Annotated in this window: 18 protein-coding genes; 13 read left to right on the top strand and 5 right to left on the bottom strand. The window is 73.0% G+C overall.

Annotated features, from left to right (window positions below; all coding sequences use genetic code 11):
* Nucleotides 1-23 precede the first annotated feature (23 nt).
* Nucleotides 24-806 (top strand): phage shock envelope stress response protein PspM, encoded by a 783-nt coding sequence (gene pspM / locus JMF97_RS01185; protein WP_126711480.1) that lies wholly within the window; start codon nt 24-26, stop codon nt 804-806.
* 77 nt (nt 807-883) lie between these two features.
* Here pspM and JMF97_RS01180 read toward each other — a convergent pair whose 3' ends face one another.
* Nucleotides 884-4,525 carry a hypothetical protein gene (locus tag JMF97_RS01180; protein WP_203219827.1) on the bottom strand — a complete coding sequence of 1,214 codons (3,642 nt, stop codon included), beginning with the start codon at nt 4,523-4,525 and terminating at the stop codon, nt 884-886.
* Between the two features lie 196 nt (nt 4,526-4,721).
* Nucleotides 4,722-5,516, bottom strand: a complete 795-nt coding sequence (locus JMF97_RS01175; RefSeq protein WP_203219826.1) for a DNA-formamidopyrimidine glycosylase family protein — start codon at nt 5,514-5,516, stop codon at nt 4,722-4,724.
* A 111-nt stretch (nt 5,517-5,627) separates the two neighbouring features.
* Here JMF97_RS01175 and JMF97_RS01170 point away from each other — a divergent pair, with 111 nt between their 5' ends.
* On the top strand, nt 5,628-6,824 hold the full coding sequence (locus JMF97_RS01170) for a DUF8814 domain-containing protein (protein ID WP_203219825.1): 1,197 nt from the start codon (nt 5,628-5,630) through the stop codon (nt 6,822-6,824).
* A 75-nt stretch (nt 6,825-6,899) separates the two neighbouring features.
* Here the strand turns inward: JMF97_RS01170 and JMF97_RS01165 are convergent, their stop codons facing one another.
* Nucleotides 6,900-7,127, bottom strand: a complete 228-nt coding sequence (locus JMF97_RS01165; protein WP_307816718.1) for a CPCC family cysteine-rich protein — start codon at nt 7,125-7,127, stop codon at nt 6,900-6,902.
* A 64-nt stretch (nt 7,128-7,191) separates the two neighbouring features.
* Nucleotides 7,192-8,028 (bottom strand): SAM hydrolase/SAM-dependent halogenase family protein, encoded by an 837-nt coding sequence (locus JMF97_RS01160; protein WP_203219823.1) that lies wholly within the window; start codon nt 8,026-8,028, stop codon nt 7,192-7,194.
* 147 nt (nt 8,029-8,175) lie between these two features.
* Between JMF97_RS01160 and JMF97_RS01155 the strand changes: the two genes are divergently transcribed.
* Complete coding sequence (locus JMF97_RS01155) at nt 8,176-8,760, top strand: hypothetical protein (RefSeq protein WP_203219822.1); 585 nt, start codon at nt 8,176-8,178, stop codon at nt 8,758-8,760.
* Nucleotides 8,761-8,788: 28 nt separating this feature from the next.
* On the opposite strand, the gene JMF97_RS01150 is transcribed toward JMF97_RS01155, so the two are convergent.
* Entirely contained in the window at nt 8,789-13,372 is a 4,584-nt protein-coding gene (locus tag JMF97_RS01150) for an ATP-dependent helicase (protein WP_307816717.1), read from the bottom strand.
* Between the two features lie 189 nt (nt 13,373-13,561).
* On the opposite strand from JMF97_RS01150, the gene JMF97_RS01145 reads away from it, so the two are divergent.
* The 10 genes from JMF97_RS01145 (at nt 13,562) to JMF97_RS01100 (ending at nt 23,845) form a co-directional block, all read left to right on the top strand.
* Nucleotides 13,562-13,921, top strand: coding sequence for a hypothetical protein (locus JMF97_RS01145; protein ID WP_013732216.1), 360 nt, complete (start codon nt 13,562-13,564; stop codon nt 13,919-13,921).
* 306 nt (nt 13,922-14,227) lie between these two features.
* A complete protein-coding gene (locus JMF97_RS01140) occupies nt 14,228-17,068 on the top strand; it encodes a Na+/H+ antiporter subunit A (protein ID WP_203219820.1) in 2,841 nt (946 codons plus the stop codon).
* Entirely contained in the window at nt 17,065-17,535 is a 471-nt protein-coding gene (locus JMF97_RS01135) for a Na(+)/H(+) antiporter subunit C (protein WP_203219819.1), read from the top strand. The genes JMF97_RS01140 and JMF97_RS01135 overlap by 4 nt, the downstream gene beginning before the upstream one ends.
* Before the next feature lie 34 nt (nt 17,536-17,569).
* Entirely contained in the window at nt 17,570-19,072 is a 1,503-nt protein-coding gene (locus tag JMF97_RS01130; protein ID WP_203219818.1) for a Na+/H+ antiporter subunit D, read from the top strand.
* A complete protein-coding gene (locus tag JMF97_RS01125; protein ID WP_203219817.1) occupies nt 19,069-19,665 on the top strand; it encodes a Na+/H+ antiporter subunit E in 597 nt (198 codons plus the stop codon). The genes JMF97_RS01130 and JMF97_RS01125 overlap by 4 nt, the downstream gene beginning before the upstream one ends.
* A 17-nt stretch (nt 19,666-19,682) precedes the next feature.
* Nucleotides 19,683-19,925: an MrpF/PhaF family protein gene (locus JMF97_RS01120; protein WP_238358597.1), complete on the top strand. Its 243-nt coding sequence runs from the start codon at nt 19,683-19,685 to the stop codon at nt 19,923-19,925.
* 29 nt (nt 19,926-19,954) lie between these two features.
* Nucleotides 19,955-20,284: a monovalent cation/H(+) antiporter subunit G gene (gene mnhG / locus JMF97_RS01115; protein ID WP_043723396.1), complete on the top strand. Its 330-nt coding sequence runs from the start codon at nt 19,955-19,957 to the stop codon at nt 20,282-20,284.
* Nucleotides 20,285-20,508: 224 nt separating this feature from the next.
* Entirely contained in the window at nt 20,509-21,861 is a 1,353-nt protein-coding gene (locus JMF97_RS01110; RefSeq protein WP_203219816.1) for a hemolysin family protein, read from the top strand.
* On the top strand, nt 21,858-22,925 hold the full coding sequence (locus JMF97_RS01105; protein WP_013732224.1) for a hemolysin family protein: 1,068 nt from the start codon (nt 21,858-21,860) through the stop codon (nt 22,923-22,925). The genes JMF97_RS01110 and JMF97_RS01105 overlap by 4 nt, the downstream gene beginning before the upstream one ends.
* 11 nt (nt 22,926-22,936) lie before the next feature.
* A complete protein-coding gene (locus tag JMF97_RS01100) occupies nt 22,937-23,845 on the top strand; it encodes a sporulation protein (RefSeq protein WP_203219815.1) in 909 nt (302 codons plus the stop codon).
* Nucleotides 23,846-23,881 lie beyond the last annotated feature (36 nt).

Here is a 23,881-nt window from a genome sequence, read left to right as displayed (position 1 = left end):
GCGGGGGATCGAGGAGGCCCACGGTGGCAGCAGACGAACGCACCCGGTACTTCCGGCGGTTGGGCAAGCTGCGCCGTTCCGCGCGGCGGTGGAGCGTCCTGGCCGGTGGGTTCGGCGGCGCGACGGTCATCCTGACTCCGTACGCCGGGATCGGGCTGGCCGACGCGGTCTGGGCCGCCGCTGCGGGCGCCACCACCGCGTTGGCCGCCTGGCGTTGGGTGGATCTGCGGGCGTTGGCCGCCCAACCGGCTCCGCCCGCCCTCGATCCGGCCCAGGCCGCCGCCCGCAACCGGGCCCGCCTGGTGGCCGCCGTGGAACGACTGCCCGCCGGTGCCGGGGTGGTGGCCGAGGTGCGCCGGGTCCGTACCCGCACCGCACTGCGTGGCACCAGCGCCGCCGGTCCGTGGGAACGGCTGGACCGGGCCGCCACCACCATGGCCGGCATGACGGACCGGCTCACCGGTCTCGCCGAGCCGGCGGTCGCGGAGGCGAGCGTCGCCGAGCAGTCCCTGCGTGAGCTGGCCGACCGGGTCGCCAGCGTGGAGCGCACCCTGCGCCTCGCGCCGGCCGACGCCCGCCCACCGCTGGCCGAGGCGCACCAGGCGCTCACCGGCCAACTGGAGGCCGGCGTGACGGCGTACGAGCGGCTGGTGGTGGCCGCCGCCGGCTACCTCGCCGAGGAGTACCGCCCCCAACTCGAACACCCGGCCGCCACCCGCCTGACCGAGGCCACCGACCTGCTGCACGGCTTCGCCTCCGCCCTCTCCGAACTCCGCCCCCACCCCACTCCCGGAATGCCCCGTTGATCAAGAAGTTTTGGTCTCCAGGACGACGGATCCAGACCAAAACCTCTTGATCAACGCGGGAGAGGGCTGCGGGAGGGCTATTCGGGGGTGGTGATGGGCAGGGGTGGGGTGAAGGGGGAGGCGCCGACGACGTTGAACGAGCGGATTCGGTAGTGGTAGGTGACTCCTCGGGCCAGGCCGGTGTTGGTGAAGCCTCGGCCGGTGACGGTGAAGGTGGCCAGGTCGCGGGTGAAGGCGACGTCGAGGGCCCGTTCCACGGTGAAGCCCGCGCCCTGGCTGGCGGGGGTGCTCGCCGCCCAGCTCAACACCACGGTCGCCGTGTCCGGGCCGGGTGCGCTGGTGGCCACGCTCACCGAGGTCGGTACCCCCGGTGCCGGTGGGGTGGTCACCGTGGCCACCGTCGACCAGGGCGAGGCGGCACCCAGGTAGGTGGTGCGTACCCGGTAGTAGTAGGTGGTGTCGGGGGCGACCGCCGGGTCGAGGTGATGGTCGCCGACGCCGATGGCGGTGGTGCCCGGCCCGCTGGTGAACGTCGGGTTGGTGGCCCGCTGCACGTCGATGCCGGTGGCGAAGGACCGGTTGGCCCAGCGCAGCGCGACACGCAGCGGCGCGGCCGGTGGTATCGCCGCGGAGAGCTTCGTCGGCGCGGTGAGCTGTACCGAGGCCGGGGTGCTGTTCGACCAGGCCGAGCAGCCGACCGCGTTCTCGGCCCGGATCCGGTAGTGGTAGGTCACGCCGGGGGTGACGGTGGCGTCGGTGTACCGGGTCGCGGTGGCCGCCACTGTCAGCTCGGTCAGCCCGCTGGTGAACGTCGCGTCGGTGGCGCGTTGCAGCAGGTGACTGGTGGCCGGTGGGCGGCTGCCGTTGCCGGTCCAGGTCAGGTTGATCGCCGGTAGGGCGGTCGCCGAGCCGGGCGCGGCGGTGGCGGTCAGCCCGCTGGGTGCCCGGGGTGACACGCGTACCACGAGGGGGCGGCTCATGCCCTGGTCGCGGTGCCCGCCCGCGCCGCTGCACCAGCGGTACTCCCAACCCAGGTTGACCAGTTGGTTGACCACCGAGGCTGGTCGCCCGTCCAGCGGGCTGACCGGGGTGGACCCGACCGGCTCACCGACCGGCCGGGTCGGATCGAGCAGCCGTACGCTGTCGCCGATCTTGAACGGCAGTGGCGGTGCCTCCGGGCGCAGCGCCAGGATCACGTCCTCGCCGGGGTCGACCCGGACGATCTGTTTCCAGCCCAGCTCCCCCGGATACGGGTGGCGGATCGCGCCGTCGCGCCCGACCCGGCCGACCACCTGCACGTCCAGCCCGTCGAAGCGCACCGGGTGGCTCTGGCGGCCGGTGCCGCGTACCCGCCACAGCTGGGTGCCGTCGCCCGGCGCGCCGACCGGCACGGCCGGGTCGCTGACGTGCAGCACCTCGGTGGCCGGGTCGGTCGGCCCGAGTGGCAGGACGGTCTCGGCGCGTGGCCCGGCGTGCGGATGCGCCACACCGAGCCGCCCGGTGAGGCGGCCGTGCTCGGGCTCGAAGATCTGCCGCACCGCCTTGACCGTCAGCGGCAGGGCGGCCGGTGCGGCGGCACCGGCGGGGGTGAACTCGACCCTGGTGGCGTGCACGGGGATGCGGGTCGCGCCGGCGGTGACGGTGCCGTAGCAGGGGTCGTACGCCGGGTCGGGCACGATCGGGGGGTGCTGGCTGGCCGCATACGCGGTGGGTAGCCGCTCGCGCAACCGGTTGAGGTCGTACGGCGTGGCCGGGGTGCCCGCCACCCGGATCTGCAGCAGGGTCCGGGTGTTCGGGCCGTAGCCGGCGACGGGCGGCGGCGCGCCACCCTCGGCGGTGCGGTCGGGCGCGCCGGTGTGGTGGTCGTAGCGGGGGTCGAAGGCGGGAAACGGTGCGGGGCAGTCGTTGTAGAGGATCAGCGTGCTGCCCGGGGCGACGGTGGCGAAGTCCACGAGCACGTCGGCCCGCTCGCCGGGGGCGAGCAGCAGCGCGTGCCCGTCGACGTTGAGCACGGCCGGATCGCGTCGGTCGTAGCGGAACCCGACCGGCCGGTTGGGGATCACCACGGGGGCCGGCAGCAGGCCGCACTCGTTGCCGATCCGGATCAGCTCGGGTCCGCCGGCGTCCGGGTCGGGCACCCCACCGGGCCGACCGTCGGTGGGCCAGCCCGCCGGACGCCCCGGTGCCCGTACCGCGTCGACCATCGGCACCTCACCGGCGTCGGCATCGACGAGCCGGCCCTCGGGCGTCCACATCGGCTCGTCCGAGCCGGCCCGGTACAGCTGGAGGTTGAGCCAGCGGTCGGTGCAGGCGTTGAGGATCCGCCACCGGTACACCCGGGGCTCGACCTCCAGGTACGGGTAGGCGGCGCCGTTGACCAGCACGGTGTCGCCGTACGCGCCGGGCACCGCGCTGGGATGCGGCACCCCGGGCATCTCCGGTGGCTCGTCCGGCTCGATGACCGGGTCGTGGCGCGGGTTGGGCACCGCCGTCGCGTCCGACCCGGCAGCGAGCACAGTACGGGACCACGGGCCGTAGTCCCAGCGGCCGGTCGGGTTGCGGCCGTCGGGCTGGTACGGGTTCTGCCGGGGCTGGTAGACGTGCGGGTGCCAGAGGCTGCCCCGGGCTCCCCAGCGGTGCCGGTCCCAGGTCGGGTCCTGCGCGGCGAGCTGGGCGTCGTCCGGCACGAAGGTCTTGTCCTCGAAGACGAGGGGCAACTGTTCGTCGGGCAGCACCCCGTCGGCGACCAGCCGATCCTCCGCCTCGTCAGTGAGCAGGAAGAGCGCAATCTGTCCGGAATAGACGGTCAGCCGAGACAGTCCGACGGTGTTGTCGTGGAACCACAGCAGCCGGGCGCTCTGCTCGTTCGGGTAGTAGAGCGTGGTGGCGCCCGGCCCCGGCGGCGGCATGTCGGGCACCGGAGTCAGGCCGACGCCTGTCGGATAGGGAGTGATCTCACCGGCGGGCGTGATCCACTGGTACGGGTTGCCGGCGCTGATCCAACCGGTGTGCGCCCCGGCCAGGTGCAGTACCGCCCGGTTGTGCGGGTACGGCGCCGGGCCGCCGAGCGGACCCTCGCCCGCTGCGGGCACGGTCGGATCCACCGGCAGGAAGAGTTCACCGGCCGGGCCGGCCGGCAGCTGGTTGATGAACTTGATCCGCACCGGTCGGCCCCGGCGGGCCAGGACGACCGGGCCGAGGTGCCACGCACGCGACGGCGGGGCGACGGTGTTGTGCCCGTCGCCGTCGGTGCCCAGGTTCAGCTGCCGGTAGCCGCGCAGCCGGGTCGCCGGCAGGTCCTGGTGCAGCCGTTGGGTGTACTCGGTCAGCCCGATCTCGTAGTAGTCGCAGCCGGGGTGACTGATGGTGTCCGGCACCGCGACGGGCAACTCCGCCCCGAGGGGGGTACGCCCCAACGCGCCGAGGCCGGGCAGCGGGTCGACGAACTTGCGGATGCCGGTGCCGGTCACCACCGCGCCGGTGGGGTCGAGGGCTGGCAGGGGGCTGTAGGCGTGGTTCGGCACCGGGCCGAAGCAGCGTGGTGCCGCCGCCGGGTCCAGGCTCGCCGGTGCGGCGGTGCCGGCCGCTTCGGGTACGGCGGTGACGTCGGTGACCGCCGCCGGGCCGGTGCGAGCACTGGGGACGGTCGGGGACGAGCCCTGGTCACTGCGGGTGGCACGGTCGAGCCAGGTCGACCGGAGTCTACGGAACACGGCCATGGCTCTCCCGGTGATCGGGGCGCGGCGGCCACCACCCCGACGTGGTCGGCCACATCGCGCTGCGTTGACTATCCGTGAGCGCTCAACCGCAGCATGCGACGTGACCTGCCGGTTAAGGAAGTACCCAATCGTGTCAATTTGCTGCTCATCCGGCGTGTTGTCGCCCGCCACCCCGACAGTGGCCGGTCCGGCCAGGTCAGGTCGGGGCGGGCTGGCAGCGGGGACACCAGTAGGTGACCCGCTCACCCAGTTCCTCCTTGCGGATCGCGGTGCCGCACCGCCGGCACGGCTGGGCCCGTCGCCCGTACACGTAACTGGTCTGGCCGCGACGCAGCGACCCGGTGGTGCTCTGCGTCCACCGTCCCCGGTTGGCGGCCAGCAGGTCGTGCGCCAGGGTGACCAGGCCGGCGAGGTCGGGCACGTCGGCGACGCGGGTGCGCGGGTTGATCCCGCGCAGGAACAGCAGCTCACACTTGTAGAGGTTGCCGACCCCGGCCAGGTTGCGCTGGTCCAGCAGTGCCTCGGCGATGTTCTCGGCCGGTCGGTCGGCCAGCCGGCGGACCGCCTCCTGCGGGTCCCAGTCCGTCCCCAGCAGGTCGGGGCCGAGGTGCCCGACGAGCCGATGCTCCTCGGCGGTCGGCACCAGGGCCACCTCGTGCAGGTGGTAGCCGACGGCGGTCGAGGTCGCGGCGGACAGCACCACCCGGATCAGGTGGGCCGGGCGGGCGTTCCAGCGTTCTCCCGGGGCGTACACCCGCCAGGTGCCGTCCATGCGCAGGTGTGAGTGCAGCGTCCAGTGTGCTGCGCCGGTCGGCTCGTCCAGCCGGATCAGCAGGTGCTTGCCTCGGCTGGCGCAGTCGGTCACCCGCCACCCGGTGAGGTCGGTGGTGGCCAGTTGGGGCACCCGGAAGTCACTGCCGGTCAGCCGGACCCCGGTGAGCGCGCGAGCCAGGACGCGGGCGGTGTTCCACACGGTGTCACCCTCGGGCATCCCGGCATTATCCCCTGACCGAGCGCAATTCGCGTGTATCGCTATCTGTATCGCACTTCTCGTTGATATGCGTATCTGGGCAGGATTGGGCAAATATCTGGAGGATTGCCCATGAATTATCTCCGCATCCCCGTCCTCTCGCTCGCCATGGTCGCCGTGCTCACGGTGGCCCTGCACCCCGCATCCGCGTCCGCCGCCCGTGCCGACCGGTGGCAGGCCGATCTGTCGGCCGTCGACAGAGACGACGTCAACGTGCGGCACACCCGAGCCGGTCTGCGACTGGCCGACGCCCGCCCACCCGCCGCCCCGGCCCGGCGTAGCGCCGTCGCCGAGGGCATGCTGGTGACCTCCGCGCGTACCCTCGCCGCACCGGCGACCCGGGTCCGCGCCGACGTCACCGTCACCACCCGGCCCGGCGCTGCCGCGACGGTCCAGGTCCGGGGCTGGCGTGCCCACGGCTGGACCGAATGGCGTGACGCCGTCCCGGCCGCCGTCTTCGACAGCCCGGTCCGCCAGGTGCAGGCCCGGGTGGTGCTCACCGCGAGCCGGTCCGGCGAGACCGCCGAGGTCCGCGCCGTCCGGCTCACCGCCGACCGGGTCGCCGTCACCGCCGCCACCCCGGGCCTCACCTACCGGGTGTACGCGACCCGGATCGGCCTGGTCGGCAACACGACCGCGAACGGGCACGTCGTCGTGGCCCGCGACCACTTCGTGGCCCTGCCGTCCCGGCGCGGTCTGTCACCGCGCAACAGCGGCGACTACACCGTCCGGGTCTGCACCACCACCGGCAGCCGATGCGAGTACGCCCCGGTCTGGGACGTCGGTCCGTGGAACACCCGCGACGACTACTGGAACCCCAGCGCGGTCCGGGAGAACTGGAAGGACCTGCCGCAGGGTCGGCCGGAGGCGCAGGCCGCCTACCAGTCCGGCTACAACGGGGGACGGGACCAGTTCGGTCGAGTGGTGCTCAACCCGGCCGGCATCGACCTGGCCGACGGCACCTTCTGGGACGGGCTGCAACTGACCACGAACGCCTGGGTCGACGTGGCGTACCTGTGGACCGGTACCGGATCTCGGGGTGTGGTCGGTGACGGACCGCTGAACATCCGCAGCGGCCCCGGCACCAGCTACGCGACGCGCGGTCTGGCCGCCCAGTACGCCAACGTGCCGATCCAGTGCTACGTGACCGGGCAGACCGTGACCGGCCCGTACCGCACCACCAACCGGTGGAACCGGCTGGCCAGCGGGCAGTTCGTCAGCCACGCGTACATCTCGGCGGTCTGGGGCGGCACGGTGCCGCGCTGCTGAACCGGTGCGTCGAGGCGGGTCGGTGTCAGGTGGCACTGGCCCGCCTCGGCTGGCTGGGCGCGGCTCGCCCTGTGGTCAGGGCAGTTCCTCGGGCCGTGGGGCGCGTACCGACTCCTGGTAGCGGGGGTGGCAGGCGCCGTAGACGGCGAAGTTGAGCCGGGCCATGGTCAGGCTCAGGTCGCCGTTCGGCCCGCCGCGTACCACGTCGGCGTCGGCGTCGGCCTGCCCGTCGTCGGTCCAGAAACAGACCGGACAGGTGCCGCCGCCGGTGCGGGAGGCGCAGCAGGGACAGGCGGCAGGCACCCAGCGTTCTTCCACTCCGACAGCCTTCCACAGTGGACGTTTCGTGCGTGTGGCAGCGGGCCGGTCAACAGCCGGCGAGTCGATCGATCCGCAGCAGCGTACCGGCAGTGACGGCGAGCACCTCGGCGGCCCGGCCGCCGTTGACCGACAGGGCGACCCGGCCGGCCGAGTCGGCGTGCGCCACCAGGGCCCCGGTCGGGGCGTCGCCGAAGGTACGACCGTGCACCGCTGTACGCTCCCAGCCCTCCCCGCCCACGCGGCGGATCCGGACCCGGCCCGGCAGCGGGAGCAGCAACTCGGCCGCGGCGGCCAGTTGCACGTTGCCGAAGTGGTCCACCGTCAGCACCTCGGCGGTGAAGCCGTCCGGTCGTACCTCGACCACCGGGTCGGGCAGCCGGATAAGCGTCGACGGATCGACGGCCCGGCCCGTGTCGGCCAGCGCGCCACCCGCCGCCAACCGGGCCGCGACCGGGGCGAAGACGTCCCGACCGTGGAAGGTCGCCGAGACCCGATCCGCCTGCCACCGGGGGTTGGTCAACTCCACCGCTGCGGTCACCCCGCCGAGCGCGGCGGCGGCGTCGAGCAGCAGACCGTTGTCCGGCCCGACCAGCAGGCCCTCCGGCGTGGCCAGCGCGATGCCCCGGCGGGCCGTGCCCACACCCGGGTCCACCACCGCCACGTGCACCCCGACCGGCAGGTGCGGCACGGTCTGCGCGAGCACCGCCGCACCCCGCCGGACGTCTCCCGGTGGCACCAGATGGGTCACGTCGATCACCCGGACCGTCGGCGCGAGCCGGGCGATCACCCCGTGGCAGGCCGCCACGAAACCGTCGGCCAGACCGTAGTCGGTGGTCAGCGAGACGACCTCGGCCGACCCGGTGGTGCGCGTACGACTGGTCACGGCATCGGATGGTACGTGCGGCGACCCGGCCCCCGCAGGCAGCGCCCGCCATCCGGCCGGGCAGCGCCCGCCATAGCGGATAGGCGACAGGCGCACTGACCGACCGGCCACTGCCCGACGACCGGAGGGTTCGGCAGACTGCCAGGAGTGACTTACCGGAAGATCCTGCCCGCCGTCGTCCTGCTCTCGGCCACCGTTGCGCTCACCGCCTGCGGTGATGACCCGGATCGGCCGTCCACGGCCGCCCCGACGGCAACCTCGGCCGACAGCGCCGCGCCGCCGCCGACCAGCCCGGAAGCCACCGCCGCCGCCACCGCCACCGCCGGACCCGAGTCCACTGGCGCGCCCTCGGACGAGGCGCGCACCGAGAGCAGTTCGCCGAAGCTGCCGCTGAGCCCGCCGCCGCTGGAGTTGCCGCCCCGCCAGGCGGACGCGCCCAGTGCCCGGAAGGTCATCGCGGCGTTCCGGGCCGCCGGGCTGAAGGTCGCCAACTCGCGGGACCGCTCGGACGAGTGCGGTCCGGACGGGCTCGGGCTGGGCTGCTCCGAACTGGTCGTCACCGACGGCATCGCGGTGTACGTGTTCCCGGACGAGGGCAGCGCCACCGACATGGCCGACCTGTGGGACGGCGTCTCGTACCGCAAGGGCACGGTGGTGCTGAACTACCTGAAGGCGTCGACGCCGAAGGCCGAGCGACCGCGCTACGAGAAGGTCCTCGCCGACCTGGACTGAGCGCGGCGGCGACCCGCCGCCCGTGGGATCAGGCGCGCAGGCGCAGACCGCGCGGGGTGGCCCGGAAACCGGCGGCGGTGAGCGCGTCGTGCAGCGCGGAGGTGCGTACCGCCTCGCCGTCGGCCCGTTCTACCGAGATCGGCCCCAACGCGCCGGAACCGACGGCGTCGGCCAGGGCCTTTCCGGCACCGGTCAGGGCGTCGGCGTCGTCGGTGAAGGAGAGGATGGTCCGCCCGCCCCGCTCCACGTAGAGCACCAGGTCACCGGCGACCAGCACCACCAGGGCACCGGCCTTGCGGCCGGCCCGGTGGCCGGTGGCCGGTGCCGCCGCGTCGCCGGAGTCGACCACCCGTTCCGGCCAGGGCAACGCCGCACCGTACGGGTTGGCCGGATCGGTGGCGGCCAGCACCACGGCCGGGCCACCACGGGCCGGCGTGGCCTCCAGTGGCTCGGCCAGGGCGCGGATCCGGTCCACCGCGCCGGGCACGGCGAACTGTGCCGCGCCGAGCCCGTCGACGAAGTAGCCACGTCGGGCGGCACCGCGTTCCTCCAACGCGGCCAGCACCGGGTAGACCGCGGCGAAGCCACCGGACACCTGCTCGGCCACGACCGCCCCCCGGGTGAGCACGCCGTGCCGTTCCAGCAGCACGTCGGCCAGGGCGGCGGCCCGCCGCGTCGGATCGACGTCGCGTTCCGGCAACCGGGACCACCGGCCGGCCACCGTCGGTGGACCGCCCCGGCTGGGCAGCGCCACCCGCCCCGGGCGTCGGTAGCGACCGCGCGCCGCCGCCGGTCGGGCCCGGTGCGCGCCGCCACCGCCGAGCACCGTCCGCAGCGGCGCCAGGGTGTCGTTGGTGAGGTGCCCGGCCCAGACCAGATCCCAGACGACCGTGGTCAACTCGGCGTCGTCGGTGGCACCGACCCGGTCGGACAGCGCCCGGAAGAACAACGCCTGACCGTCACCGAGGGCGTCGAGCACCGCGTCGTGCAGGGGAGTACGCGCCAGCGCCTCGTCCGGCGGGGGCAGCAGCAGCGGCGCGACGTCGGCGTAGGCCAGCGTGACCCAGCCGTCCCCGCCGGCGATCGCACCGGCACCGGCCCACAGCACCTCGCCGCTGGCGCACAGCTCGTCGAGCAACGCGGGAGAGTAGTCGGCCACCCGGACCGGCAGCACCAGCCGCTCCAGCGCCGACGCCGGCACCGACACGCCCTGCAACTGCTCCACGACGGCGGCCACCGCCTCCACGCCCCGGGCCGACGACCCGACCTGCTGCCAGCGGGGCAGGAAGGTGGCGAGCGCGCGGGGCGGCACCGGCTCGATCTCCCGACGCAGCGCCGCGAGGGACCGGCGGCGCAGCAGACGCAGCACCTCCGCGTCGCACCACTGGGTGCCGACGCTGTCCGGGGTGAACTCGCCGGAGACCACCCGCCCGGTGGCGGCCAGTCGACGCAGCGCCTGCTCCACCACGAAGACCCCCAGGCCGAACCGGGCCGCGCAACTGGCCGCCGCGAACGGACCGTGGGTGCGGGCGTACCGGGCGACCAGGTCGCCGAGCGGGTCGGCCACCGGTTCGAGGTACGCCTGCGCCACCCCCACCGGCAGCGCCACCCCGAGCGCGTCCCGCAGCCGACCGGCGTCCTCCACCACCACCCAGCGGTCCTGCCCGGCGATGCGTACCCGCAGCACCCGGCGGCCCGCCGCCAGATCGGTCAGCCAGTCCACCGGCACGCCCCGCTCGGCCAACTCCTCGGTGCTCAGGTCGCCGAGCTGGCGCAGCAGCTCGACCACGTCCTCCGCGTCGCGGGGTCGGCGCTGCGGGGTCAACCAGCGCAGTTGCCGCTCGGACTCGGTCAGCACCGCCGGGTCGAGCAACTCGCGCAGGTCGACCCGGCCGAGCAGCTCACCGAGCAGGGCCGAATCCAGGGCCAGGGCCGCGGCCCGGCGTTCGGCGAGTGGGGCGTCGCCCTCGTAGAGGAAGGCGCCGACGTACCCGAAGAGCAGGGAGCGGGCGAACGGCGACGGTCGGGGCGTCTCCACCTCGACCAGGCGTACCCGGCGGCCGGCGAGGTCGCGCATCACCTGGACCAGGGCGGGCACGTCGAAGACGTCCTGGAGGCATTCCCGGGCCGCCTCCAGGGTGACCGGGAAGTCGGCGTACTCGCGGGCGACGTCGAGCAGTTGCGCGGCGCGCTGCCGCTGCTGCCACAGCGGCTGCCGGCGGCGGGGATCCCGGCGGGGCAGCAGCAGCGCGCGCGCCGCGCACTCCCGGAACCGGGCGGCGAACAGCGCCGAGGTGCCGACCGACTCCTCCACCAGCTGCGCGATCTCGTCGGGATCGAAGGCCACCACGTCGGCACCGGGTGGGCTGTCGGCGGTGTCCGGCAGGCGTACGACGATGCCGTCGTCGGAGGGCAGGACCTGGGCGTCCAGGCCGTAGCGTTCGCTGAGTCGACGGGCGACGGCCAGCGCCCACGGTGCGTTCACCCGGGCGCCGAGGACGCTGTGCACGGCCAGCCGCCAGTCGCCCAGCTCGTCGCGGAACCGCTCGACCACCACCGTCCGGTCGTCCGGCAGCGCACGGGTCGCGGCCTGCTGTTCGCGCAGGTACGCCATCAGGTTGCCGGCGGCCCAGTCGTCCAACCCGGTGGCCCGCAGCGCCGCCGTGGCCTGCTCGTCGCCGTGACGCAGCAGGGTCCGGATCCGGGCGCCGATCGCCCGGCCCAGCTCCACCGGACGGCCCGGCTGGTCGCCCTTCCAGAACGGCATCTTGGCCGCCTGCCCGGGCGCGGGGGAGACCAGCACCCGGTCCGGGGTGATCTCCTCGATCCGCCAGGAGGACGAGCCGAGCAGGAAGACGTCGCCGACCCGGGACTCGTAGACCATCTCCTCGTCCAGCTCGCCGACCCGGGCGGCACGCTGCGCGCCGGCCAGGAAGACGCCGAACAGCCCTCGGTCCGGAATGGTGCCGCCGCTGGTCACCGCGAGTCGCTGCGCGCCCGGACGGCCGGTCAGGACGTCGGTGGCGCGATCCCAGACCAGCCGGGGACGCAACTCCGCGAAGGCGGTCGACGGGTAGCGCCCGGAGAGCATGTCGAGCACGGCGTGCAGGGCCGAGTCGGGCAGCTCGGCGAAGGGGGCCGCCCGGCGTACCACCGCGGCCAGGTCCCCGACCCGCCACTGGTCCAGCGCGACCATCGCGACGATCTGCTGGGCGAGCACGTCCAGCGGATTGCGGGGATGGTGCAGTTCCTCGATGGTGGCCTCGCTCATCCGCTCGGCGACCACCGCGCAGGAGAGCAGGTCGCCCCGGTGCTTGGGCAGCACCACGCCGCGCGACACCGCGCCGACCTGGTGCCCGGCCCGGCCGACCCGCTGCAGACCGGCGGCGACGCTCGGCGGTGCCTCGATCTGCACCACCAGGTCGACCGAGCCCATGTCGATGCCGAGTTCGAGGCTGGAGGTGGCGACCACGGCGGGCAACTGACCCGCCTTGAGTGACTCCTCGATGTGCCGGCGTTCCTCCCGGGAGACGCTGCCGTGATGGGCCCGGGCGACCACCGGTGGGGCACCGGCCACCGCCCCGGCCTGGGCCATCATCAGCGCCGGGGTGCGGCCGGCAACGGTCGCCGCCGCCAACTGCTCGCCCGTGGACTGCTCGCCTGTGGACTGCTCGGCGGCGAGTTCGTTGAGGCGGGCACAGAGCCGCTCGGCGCTGCGGCGGGAGTTGGTGAACACGATGGTCGATCGGTGCGCCTGGATCAGGGCGTACACCCGTTCCTCCAGGGCGGGCCAGATCGACGCGGTACGCGGGCCGCCGAGCGCGTCCTCCGGGGTCGGTTGCTCGTCGAGGTGGGTCATGTCCTCCACCGGCACCTGGACGCTGACCTCGATCGTCTTGGCGGTGACCGGGGCGACCACCTCGACCGGGCGGGCACCGCCGAGGAACCGGGCGCACTCGTCGACCGGTCGGACCGTCGCGGAGAGCCCGATCCGCTGCGCCGCCGCCGGCAACAGCTCGTCGAGCCGCTCCAGGGACAGCGCCAGGTGCGCGCCGCGTTTGGTGCCGGCCACCGCGTGCACCTCGTCCACGATCACCGTCTCGACGCCGCGCAGCGAGTCGCGTGCCGCCGAGGTCAGCAGCAGGAACAGCGACTCCGGGGTGGTGATGAGGATGTCCGGTGGGGTACGGGCGAAAGCCCGGCGTTCGTCGGCCGGCGTGTCGCCGGTACGCATCCCGACAGTGATCTCCGGCGGGGGCAGCCCGAGCCGGCTGGCTGCCTGCCGGATGCCCGCCAGCGGGGTGCGGAGATTGCGTTCGACGTCGACCGCGAGCGCCTTGAGCGGGCTGACGTAGAGCACCCGGCACCGGTGTCGGGGATCGGCCGGGGCGGGCTCGCGGGCCAGCCGGTCGAGTGACCAGAGGAACGCGGCGAGGGTCTTGCCGGACCCGGTCGGCGCCACGACCAGAGCGTTGCGGCCGGCGGCGACCGCCGTCCAGGCACCCGCCTGGGCGGCCGTCGGTGCCTCGAAGGCGGCGCTGAACCATTCCCGGGTCGCCGCACCGAAACGGGAGAGCGTCGGGTCGCCCGTCGGTGCTGCGCTGGAGTCCACCAGCCCATCCTGCACCGGGGCACCGACATCCGCGGACCTGCACCGGGGGCAAACTGAGGAGATTAGGGGGTTATTAAAAGGCTCATCGCTGTTTGAGCGCTTAATCCGTTAAGTCTTACTTAACTGCTTGCTTGTGGCAGGCAACATAAAGTAACTTCACCCGCGGCGTGATGAGCGGGGGGAGGTCGGATGGCCGTCGAGCAGCGGGGCCCAGGATCCGGCACCGACGTTCTGATCCGCAAGGTCGACAGTCGGGTCGTCGCTCTGCGTGCCGGGCTGCGTGGCCCCGACCTCGAGTTGGCCGAACGGCTCGCCAGTTGCCTGCGGGAGTTGGTCGTTGTCACCGCGCAGGCCAGCGCCGCCGACCGGGCGCAGGTGCGGGTCGCCGTGCACTACTTCGTGCTGCGTCGGGAGAGTCGGGGCCGACTGCTCTCCGTCCGCTCCCTGACCGCCACCCAGCGGCTGGTCAACGAGGCGGCCCGGCGCATCGGCCGGCCGGATCTGATGGTGGAGCCCGCCCGCGACCCGGCGCGGCCCTCGCACAGCTGACCGCGCGCCACCGGCCACCACCAGCACACCGTGTCCGACGCGCACCCGGCGTAGCGCCAGCTCACCGCGTCCGACACCCAGCCGGCGTCGCGCCACCACACCGCGTCCGACGCGCAGCCGGCGTCGTGCCACCGAAGCGGCGGCGGCACGGCCGGCCGGGGAGTGTCATGCCATTGCGGCAAGGTGCATCAGATATGGGGTTTTTTCGCCAAAGCCGCCTGGCTTGCGCCGAAACTGTCGTCTGATCCCTCTTAGGCGCCGGCACGCGAAAAGGGGCGCCGCTGCCCCACCTCGACGGGAGCGCGCGTGCTCGTACTGCTGACCCTGCACCTGACGGCAGCCATCGTGGCGCCGCTACTGGTGCGTCGGTGGGGTCCGCGTGCCTGCTACCCGCTGGCCCTGGCACCCGCCGCCGCGTTCGGTTGGGCGTTGGTGCGTACGCCGGACGTGGCGCACGGCGGCGCGGTGGTCGAGACGTACCCGTGGATCTCGCAGTTGGGGTTGGACCTGGCGCTGCGGATGACCACCCTGTCCTGGCTGATGACGCTGCTGGTCGGTGGTGTCGGCGCGCTGGTGCTGGTCTACAGCGCGCGCTACCTGCCGGCCGATGCCGTCGGTACGGCCCAGTACGCCGCCGTCATGGTCGGCTTTGCCGGGGCGATGCTCGGGCTCGTCCTCGCCGACGATCTGCTCCTGCTCTACGTCTGCTGGGAACTGACCACCGTCTTCTCGTACCTGCTGATCGGGCACAGCGCCGAGCGGCGTTCGGCCCGCTGGGCGGCGGGTCAGGCGTTGATCCTGACCACGCTCGGTGGCCTGGCCATGCTTGTCGGGTTCATCATGCTCGGCCATCACGCCGGCACCTACCGTTGGTCGGAGATCGCCGCGCGCCCGTTGCCCGAGGGCACGTACCTGGTGGTCGCGGTGCTGCTGATCCTGCTCGGCGCGCTGTCCAAGTCGGCGCTGCTGCCGTTCACCTCGTGGCTGCCGGTGGCGATGGCGGCGCCGACACCGGTGAGCGCGTACCTGCACGCCGCAGCGATGGTGAAGGCGGGCGTCTATCTGCTCGGCCTGCTCGCCCCGGTGCTGGCCGGGGTCGCGCCGTGGCGACCGGTGGTGCTGGTCGCCGGCCTGGCCAGCATGGTGATCGGCGGCTGGGCGGCGCTGCGGCAGCACGATCTGAAGCTGCTGCTCGCCTACGGCACGGTCAGCCAACTCGGCCTGCTGGCGGTGACGATCGGCGTCGGCACCGCGGACGCCGCGCTGGCCGGCGTGGCGATGCTGGCCGCGCACGCGCTGTTCAAGGCGACGCTGTTCCTGGTGGTCGGCGTGATCGACCACGGTGCCGGCACCCGGGACCTGCGCAAACTCTCCGGGCTGGGGCGCGCCGCACCGGTGCTGACCGGCGTCGCCGTGCTCGCCGCCGCCTCCATGGCCGGCGTGCCACCGTTGCTCGGTTTCGTGGCCAAGGAGGCGGTGTTCGCCGCGTTCACCGACCGGCCGCTGGTCCTGACGGTGCTGGTCGTCGGCACCGTGCTCACCGTCGCCTACAGCCTCCGGTTCCTCTGGGGCGCCTTCGGCAGCCGCCCGGGGATCGCGCCGACCAGGCTGGAGCGGATCCCGGCGGCGATGCTGCTGCCGCCGGCCGGGCTGGCAGTCGTCGGGCTCGCCGCCGGTGTGGCCGCCGGCCCCGTCGACCACCTGCTGCGGCCGTACGCCGAGAGTTTCGGGCCGGTGCACGCGCACCTGGCGATCTGGTCGGGCCTCAACCTGGCGCTCGGGCTGTCGGTGCTGGCCCTGGCCGGCGGCGCGGTGGTGTTCTGGTTGCGCCGTCCGCTGGCCCCCGCGCTGGCGCGGGTACGCGCGCCGGTCACCGGCCAGCAGGGGTACGAGTGGGTCACCCACCGCTTCGACCGGGTCGCGGTGGACGTCACAAGCGTCACCCAACGGGGTTCGCTGCCGCAGTACCTCGGTCTGATCCTGCTGGTGCTGGCTGCCGTGCCCGGTGGTGTGCTGCTGTACATCCAGCCGTGGCAGTACCCGATCGCGCTGTGGCTGACGCCGGTCCAGCCGGTGGTGCTGGTGGTGATCAGCGTGGCGGCGCTCCTGGCCGTGGGCGCCCGTCGCCGGATGACCGCGATGCTGCTGGTCGGCATGACCGGCTACGGCACCGCGATGTTCTTCGTGCTGTACGGCGCACCCGATCTCGCGCTGACCCAGTTCCTGGTGGAGACCGTGACGATCGCGGTCTTCGTGCTGGTGCTGCGCCGCCTGCCGAAACGGTTCTCGGTGCGTCCGCTGTGGAGCAGCCGATGGCTCCGACGAGGGATCGGGGCGATCGTGGGGCTGACCGTGGCCGGCCTCGCCGTCGCCGCTGCCTCCGCCCGACAGGCACGCAGCATCTCGGAGGACTTTCCCCGGCTCGCCGTCGAGCAGGGACATGGCCGCAACGTGGTGAACGTGACGCTCGTCGACATCCGCGCCTGGGACACCCTGGGTGAGTTGTCGGTCCTGGTGGTCGCCGCGACCGGGGTGGCCAGCCTGGTCTTCCAACGGTCCCGCACCGGCCCCCGGCCACGTCGACTGGACGTCGACCGGGGCGAGGTCCTCGCCGGTCGACCGGTCTGGCTGCGTGGCGGTGCCACCCTGCACGAGCGCAACCGTTCCCTGGTGCTGGAAGTGGTCACCCGGCTGATCTTCCACACCGCCGTGCTGTTCTCGTTCTACCTGCTGTTCTCCGGCCACAACGCGCCCGGCGGCGGCTTCTCCGGCGGGCTGGTCGCCAGCCTGGCGCTGACCATGCGGTACCTCGCCGGTGGTCGGTACGAACTGGCCGAGGCCGCGCCGGTCAACGCCGGCACCGTGCTCGGGGCCGGGTTGGCGGTGGCGGTCGGCGGCACGCTGGCCAGCATGGTGGCCGGTGGCGCGGCGCTGGAGAGCGCCAAGATCGACCTCTGGCTGCCGCTGGTCGGCGATTTCTACCTGGTCACCTCGCTCTTCTTCGACGTCGGTGTCTACCTGGTGGTGATCGGGTTGGCGTTGGACGTGCTGCGCAGTCTCGGTGCCGAGGTCGACCGGAACATCGAGGCCTCGGGCGGGCGGCCCGGGGTGCTCGCCGTCGAACGTGGGAGAGGGCGGCGCAGGTGACCGGTACCGGTGCGAACCTGGTGTCCTTCCTCGCGATCGGGATCCTCGTGGGGTGCGGTGTGACCCTGCTGCTGGAACGCAGCCTGAGCCGGGTCCTGCTCGGCGTGATCCTGATCAGCAACGGGATCAACCTGCTGATCATCTTCGGTGGGCGGCCCGGCGGGGCGCCGGTGGTCGGGGTCACCGAACCGGCGGCGATGAGCGACGCGCTGCCGCAGGCCATGGTGCTCACCGCCATCGTGATCACCTTCGGCTTCACCGCGTTCCTGCTGGCCATCAGCTACCGCAGCTGGTACCTGGACGGCGACGACGAGGTGCCCGACGACATCGAGGACCAGCGGATCAAGCAACGCGCCGCGCGCAAGGAGGTCTCGACCGTCGACTTCGGTGAGGAACCACCGGAACTCGACCCCGAACAACTCGACGCGCCCGCACCCGGGCGGCGACGCGGGGAGGGGCCGGGATGAGCCGGTACGCGCCGAAGCCCGGCCGGAGCGGACGATGAGCGCGCTCGTACCGCTGCCGGTGCTGCTGCCGTTGCTGGGCGCGGCACTGACGCTGCTGCTGGCGAACCGGCCCCTGCCGCAGCGGATGGTCAGCGTCGGCTGCCTGAGCGCCACCCTGCTGGTGTCGGTGCTGCTGCTGATGCGGGCGTACCAGCACGGACCACTTGTCGTGCAGATCGGCGCCTGGCCCGCACCGGTCGGCATCGTGCTGGTCGCCGACCAACTGGCCGCGCTGATGCTGGTGGTCTCTTCGGCGGTGACCCTCTGCGTGCTGCTCTACTCGATCGGCCAGGGCCAGGGGGAGAGCGGCGAGAGCGCGCCGCTGGCCATCTTCCACCCCACCTACCTGGTGCTGACCGCCGGCGTGACCAACGCCTTCCTCGCCGGTGACCTGTTCAACCTGTACGTCGGCTTCGAGATGCTGCTCGCCGCGAGCTTCGTCCTGATCACCCTGAACGGCACCCGGCTGCGCATCCGTACCGGCTCCACGTACGTGGTGGTCAACGTGCTGGCCTCGATGATCTTCCTGATCTCGGTGGGCCTGGTGTACGCGGCGACCGGCACCCTCAACCTGGCCCACCTCGCCGCCCGACTGGACGCCCTGCCCGACGGGGTCCGGCTGAGCCTGCAACTGATGCTGCTGCTGGCCTTCGGCATCAAGGCGGCGGTCTTCCCGCTGTCGGCCTGGCTGCCCGACAGCTACCCGACCGCCCCGGCCCCGGTCACCGCCGTCTTCGCCGGCCTGCTCACCAAGGTCGGCGTGTACGCGATCATCCGGACCCAGACGCTGCTCTTCCCCGGCGGGCAGGCCGGCACGCTGCTGCTGGTGGTGGCCGGGTTGACCATGCTGGTCGGCATCCTCGGCGCGGTGGCCCAGTCGGACATGAAGCGGCTGTTCTCGTTCACCCTGGTCAGCCACATCGGCTACATGATCTTCGGAGTCGGGCTCAGTACGGTGGCCGGACTGGTCGGCGCGATCTTCTACGTGGTCCACCACATCACCATCCAGACCACCCTGTTCCTGGTCGCCGGCCTGGTCGAGCAACGCACCGGCAGCACCGACCTGCGCCGCCTCGGCGGGCTGGCCCGGGTCGCGCCCCTGCTCGGACTGCTCTTCTTCGTCTCGGCCATGAACCTGGCCGGCATCCCACCGTTCTCCGGGTTCCTCGGCAAACTCGGCCTGCTCCAGGCCGGCGCGGCCGTCGGCGGAGCGTTGCCCTGGACGCTCGTGGCGGTCGGCACGATCACCAGCCTGCTCACCCTCTACGTGGCCAGCCGGGCGTGGAGCATGGCGTTCTGGCGGGTGCCCTGCGTGACAGTCAACTCGAGCGCACCGCTGCCCATGTTGACCGTCGGGGCCACCGCGGCCCTGGTGGTCCTCGGCGTGGCCCTGACCGTGGCGGCCGGACCCCTGTTCGACGTGACCACGGGCGCAGCGGTCGACCTGCGGGAACGAACCCCGTACATCCATGCCGTCCTGCCGGGCGGCCCGCCGTGACCCGGCCGGAGCCGGACGCGACGCCCACGCAGGGTGTGCGTTCCCGGCTGGGACGTCGACGCGACCGGGTGTTGGCGGTGGGCTGGCTGGTGGTGGCCTGGAACCTGTTCTGGGGCGACTTCAGCTGGGCGAACCTGCTGGGTGGGATGCTGGTGGCCGCGGCGGTGGTGCTGTTCTTCCCACTGCCGCCGGTGACCTTCGACGGTCGACTGCGGCTGCGCGGGCTGCTGGTGTTCACGGTGCGGTTCGTCAGCGAACTGATCCGGGCCAGCCTGCACGTGGCCCGGATCGCGGTGCAGCCCGGCTACGTCCCCCGCTCGGCCATCGTGGCGGTCCGACTGCGGGTGCCCACCGACCTGAACCTGGCGCTCACCGCCGAGGTGCTGTCGCTCGTCCCCGGCACCCTGATCGTGGAGACGGATCGGCAGGCCGCGGTTCTCTACGTGCACGTGCTCGACGTGCATGGCCCGGCGGATCTCGTCGCCGCCCGCCGGCAGGTCCGCGTCGTGGAGCGGCGGATCGTCGCCGCGGTCGGCTCGAACGCCGAGTTGCGTCAGGTGCTCTCCGTACCCGTCGACAAGGAGTTGTCGTGACCTTCCTCCTCGGTCTGATGATCGCCGGCCTGCTCTCGGTGGCCGCGCTGCTCGCCCTCGTCCGGCTCTACCGGGGGCCGTCGTTGCTCGACCGGGTGGTCGCCGCCGACATGCTGCTCGCCACGATGGTCGGCGCGGTGGGCGCCGAGGCGGCGCTCAACCGGCACGCCAGCACGCTGCCCGTACTGGTGGTGCTCGCCCTGCTCGGCTTCGTCGGCTCGGTCTCCCTGGTGCGCTTCGCCGTCCGGGAGCAGTCGTGACGCCGCTGGCCGTGGACCGGGCGCTCACCGTGACCGACGTGGCGGACTGGCTCGGTGCCGTCAGCCTGGTCGCCGGTGCGTTGCTGAGCCTGGCCGCCGCCATCGGGGTGCTGCGGTTCCCCGACACGCTGAGCCGGATGCACGCCGCCACGAAGCCACAGGTGCTGGGCGTGCTGTTGCTGCTGCTCGGGCTGGTGCTGCGGCTGCGTACCCTCTCCGACCTCGGCATGGTCGCGCTGGTGGGCGTCTTCCAGTTGGCCACCGCCCCGGTCGCCGCGCAGATGATCGGTCGGGCCGCCTACCGCACCGGGCGCTTCGATCGGGGCCTGCTCGACGCCGACGAACTGGCCGACCGCTGACGGTGACGAATGGGTCTGCTGATGACAGCGGTGTCCCGGTGACGCTCGGGCCGGCGGACATCTCACATCCCGGGGGCGCGGGCCGCCCAGCCCCCACGACGGGGGCGGCCGGGCCGGTAGAATGACCGCATGATCGACTCTTCTGCCCAGGAGGGCAGCAGTAGCCAGCCGGGTAAGCCCCGGCATCCACATGACCCGACGACCCCGGGAGCCCTGAGCTTCCCGTGTTGATCCTCGTCGGTCTTCTCCTGATCATCGTTCTGACCGTCGCGACGGGTTACTTCGTCGCGCAGGAATTCGGCTACGTCGCCGTCGACCGGGGCAAGCTCAAGCAGCGCGCCGCCGAGGGCGACCAGGCATCCGCCCGGGCCCTGGAGGTGACCGCGCGGCTGTCGTTCATGCTCTCCGGCGCCCAGCTCGGCATCACCGTCACCGCCCTGCTGGTCGGTTACGTGGCCGAGCCGTACCTGGGCGCCGGACTGGCCGAACTGCTCGGCGTGGCCGGCGTCTCCTCCGGCGTCACCCTGCCGCTGTCCGTCGTGCTGGCTCTGGTCATCGCCACCGTGGTGCAGATGGTGGTGGGCGAGCTGGCCCCGAAGAACCTGGCCATCGCCCGCCCCGAGCCGGTGGCCCGGGCGCTGTCCCGGTCGACCCTGTTCTACATGGCGATCGCCGGCCCGCTGATCAAGCTGTTCGACCGGGCCGCGGTGCGGCTGCTGCGGCGGATCGGCATCGAGCCGATCGAGGAACTGCCCAGCGGCGCCACCCCGGAGGACCTGGAACAGATCATCGCCGAGTCCCGCCTGGAAGGGCACCTCGACGCCGAGATGTCCGAGTTGCTCGACCGGGGGCTCGACTTCCGCCAGCTGACCGCCGGCGAGGTCATGGTGCCCCGGGTCGACGTGCACACCGTACGCGCCGACGAGACGATCAGCCGGGTGGTCGAACTGCTCGACACCGGCCGGTCCCGCTTCCCGGTACGCGGTGCCGAGGGCGTGGACGACCTGGTCGGGGTGGTCGGCATCTCCGACGTGCTCCGGGTGCCCCCGGCCGAGCGCGCCACCACCCCGATCAGCGAGGTGGCCGTACCACCGTTGCTGGTGCCCGAGACGCTGCCGCTGCCGACGGTCCTGGACCGGCTGCGCTCCGGGCACCGTCAGCTGGCCTGCGTGGTCGACGAGTACGGCGGCTTCGCCGGCGTGATCACGCTGGAGGACATCGCCGAGGAACTGGTCGGCCCGATCCGCGACGAGGACGACCCGCCGGAGCGGGCCCCGGCCCGTCAGGACGACGGCTCCTGGGTGGTGCCGGCGCGCTGGCGCATCGACGAGGTCGCCGACAGCACCGGCATCGCGCTGCCCGAACATCCCGAGTACGACACCCTCTCCGGTCTGGTCATGCGTGAGCTGGGCCGGGTGCCCGAGGTCGGGGACCGATTGGAGATCGACCTGCCTGCCGACGGTGACCACGCCGAGGTCTCCCCGCGAGCCCTGGTCGAGGTGCTCGCGGTCGATCGGCACGTGGCCGACTCGGTCCGCCTGCAGCTGGCCGGCGGGCGTGAGGAGGTGACCGCGTGAGTACCGGATTCGCGTTGATCACCTCGGTGATCCTGCTCGCCCTCAACGGGTTCTTCGTCGCCGCCGAGTTCGCTCTGGTGGCGAGCAAGCGGTACCGCCTGGAACAGGCGGCCGTCGGCGGTGGCCGGGCGGCCAAGGCCGCCCTCGACGGCGTACGCGAGCTGTCGCTGATGCTGGCCGGCGCGCAACTGGGCATCACCCTGTGCACGCTGGGCCTCGGTGCCCTGGCCGAGCCGGCGATCGAACGGCTGGTCGGGCCGCTGCTGCACGCCGTCGGCCTGCCCTCCGGCGCCAGCCACGTGATCGCACTGATCTTCGCGCTGAGCCTGGTCACCTTCCTGCACCTGGTGGTCGGCGAGATGGCGCCGAAGTCCTGGGCGATCACCCACCCGGAGCGCTCCGCGCTGCTGCTGGCCCTGCCGTTCCGGGCCTTCGCCCGGGTGGCCCGGCCGGTGCTGTCGGCCCTCAACGCGGTGGCCAACGCGATGCTGCGGTTGGCGAAGGTCAATCCGCAGGACCAGTTGGCGCAGGTGCACGGCCCGGACGAGCTGCGGATGCTGCTGGAGCAGTCCCGCGAGCACGGCCTGCTCGGTGCCGCCCAGCACGAGCTGCTGACCAGCATGCTGGAGTTGCAGGGGACCACGGTGGCCCAGGTGATGGAGCCGTTCGACCGGATGGTGACGGTCCGCCGCGACGACCCGGTCGAGCGGATCGAACAGGTCAGCCGGGACAGCGGCCGGTCGCGGCTGGCGGTGCTGGACGCCGCCGGTGACGTCTGCGGTCTGGTGCACGTACGGGAGGCGGTACGTGCCGCCGCCGTGCGGCCCGATGCCACCGCAGCGGATCTGATGAACGACGCGATCACCCTGCCCGACTCGGCGACGGTGACCGAGGCGGTGGCCGTGATGCGGGCCCGCCAGTCCCAGCTGGCCATGGTCCGCAACGGCGCCGGTCCGACCCGACCGGTCGGCTTCGTCGCGCTGGAGGACCTGCTGGAGGAGGTCATCGGTGAGTTCGACGACGAAACCGACCCGATCCCGCGTGCGGTACGCCGGCTGAGGTAGGAGCGACGCGGATGCGGCTGACGGGGGTGTCACCGGGCGGTACGGGCCTGACGGTGCAGACCGCGTTGGCCAATCCGAGCACCCGCCCCGGCCTACGGCTGCCGGGGCGGGTGAACCTGATCGCCGGTTCCGTCGACGTGCCGGTCTACCACGTCCGGCTCGGCCTGGTCAGCACGGTCGAGCCGGACGACCCGGAGGCACCCCGCCGGCTGGTGCAGTTCCACCAGGCGCAGGTGTCCGACGCTCTGGTCCTACGGGCGGGGCGGGCCCGGTCGATCCCGTTCGAGTTCCCGCTGCCCTGGGAGACCCCGGTGACCACGCTCGGCGGCGTACCGCTGCTCAGCCTGCGGATGGGGCTGCGTACCGAGGTGGCCATCGAACCGGCGCTGGACCAGGGCGCGATGGTGCCGATCTTCGTCCACCCGCTCCCCACCCAGCAGCACATCCTCGGCGCGCTGGACACCCTCGGCTTCAGCGCGCGGCAGTCCGGTCTGATCGACGGCCGGCTGCCCGGGGTGGAGCAGACCCTGCCCCTGCACCAGCGGTGGGGGTTCTGGGTCGGCCCGCTCTACGCCGGGCCGATCACCGAGCTGGAGGTGATCTTCGTGACCAACTCCGCCGGCCTTGAGGTGATCTTCTGGTGCGACCGTCGGCTGGCGCTGGCGGGCATCACCCACACCAGCATCAGCCGGTTCCGGATCTGGCACGTCGACGCCGACAAGCGGGACTGGACCGCCACGGTCGACGGTTGGCTGCGCGAGACGATCAACCGGCACGCCGCCGCCGCGGCGCACGCCGACTGGTCGGCGACCATCAGCGAGTCCGCGCATGTCAGCCGCCCGCCCGACGAGCCGATCCCGCCCGGCTACGGCCTGGGCGGCACGGCCGGTGGTGCCGGCACCGGCGGCGACGGCACCTGACCCCTTCCACCCGCGCGCCGAGCCACGCCGAACCGA

It is taken from the genome of Micromonospora fiedleri (assembly GCF_016774385.1).
GTDB lineage: Bacteria > Actinomycetota > Actinomycetes > Mycobacteriales > Micromonosporaceae > Micromonospora > Micromonospora gifhornensis.
The sequence above is the reverse complement of the archived record's forward strand: the minus strand, read 5'-3'. Positions and strand labels throughout refer to the sequence as shown.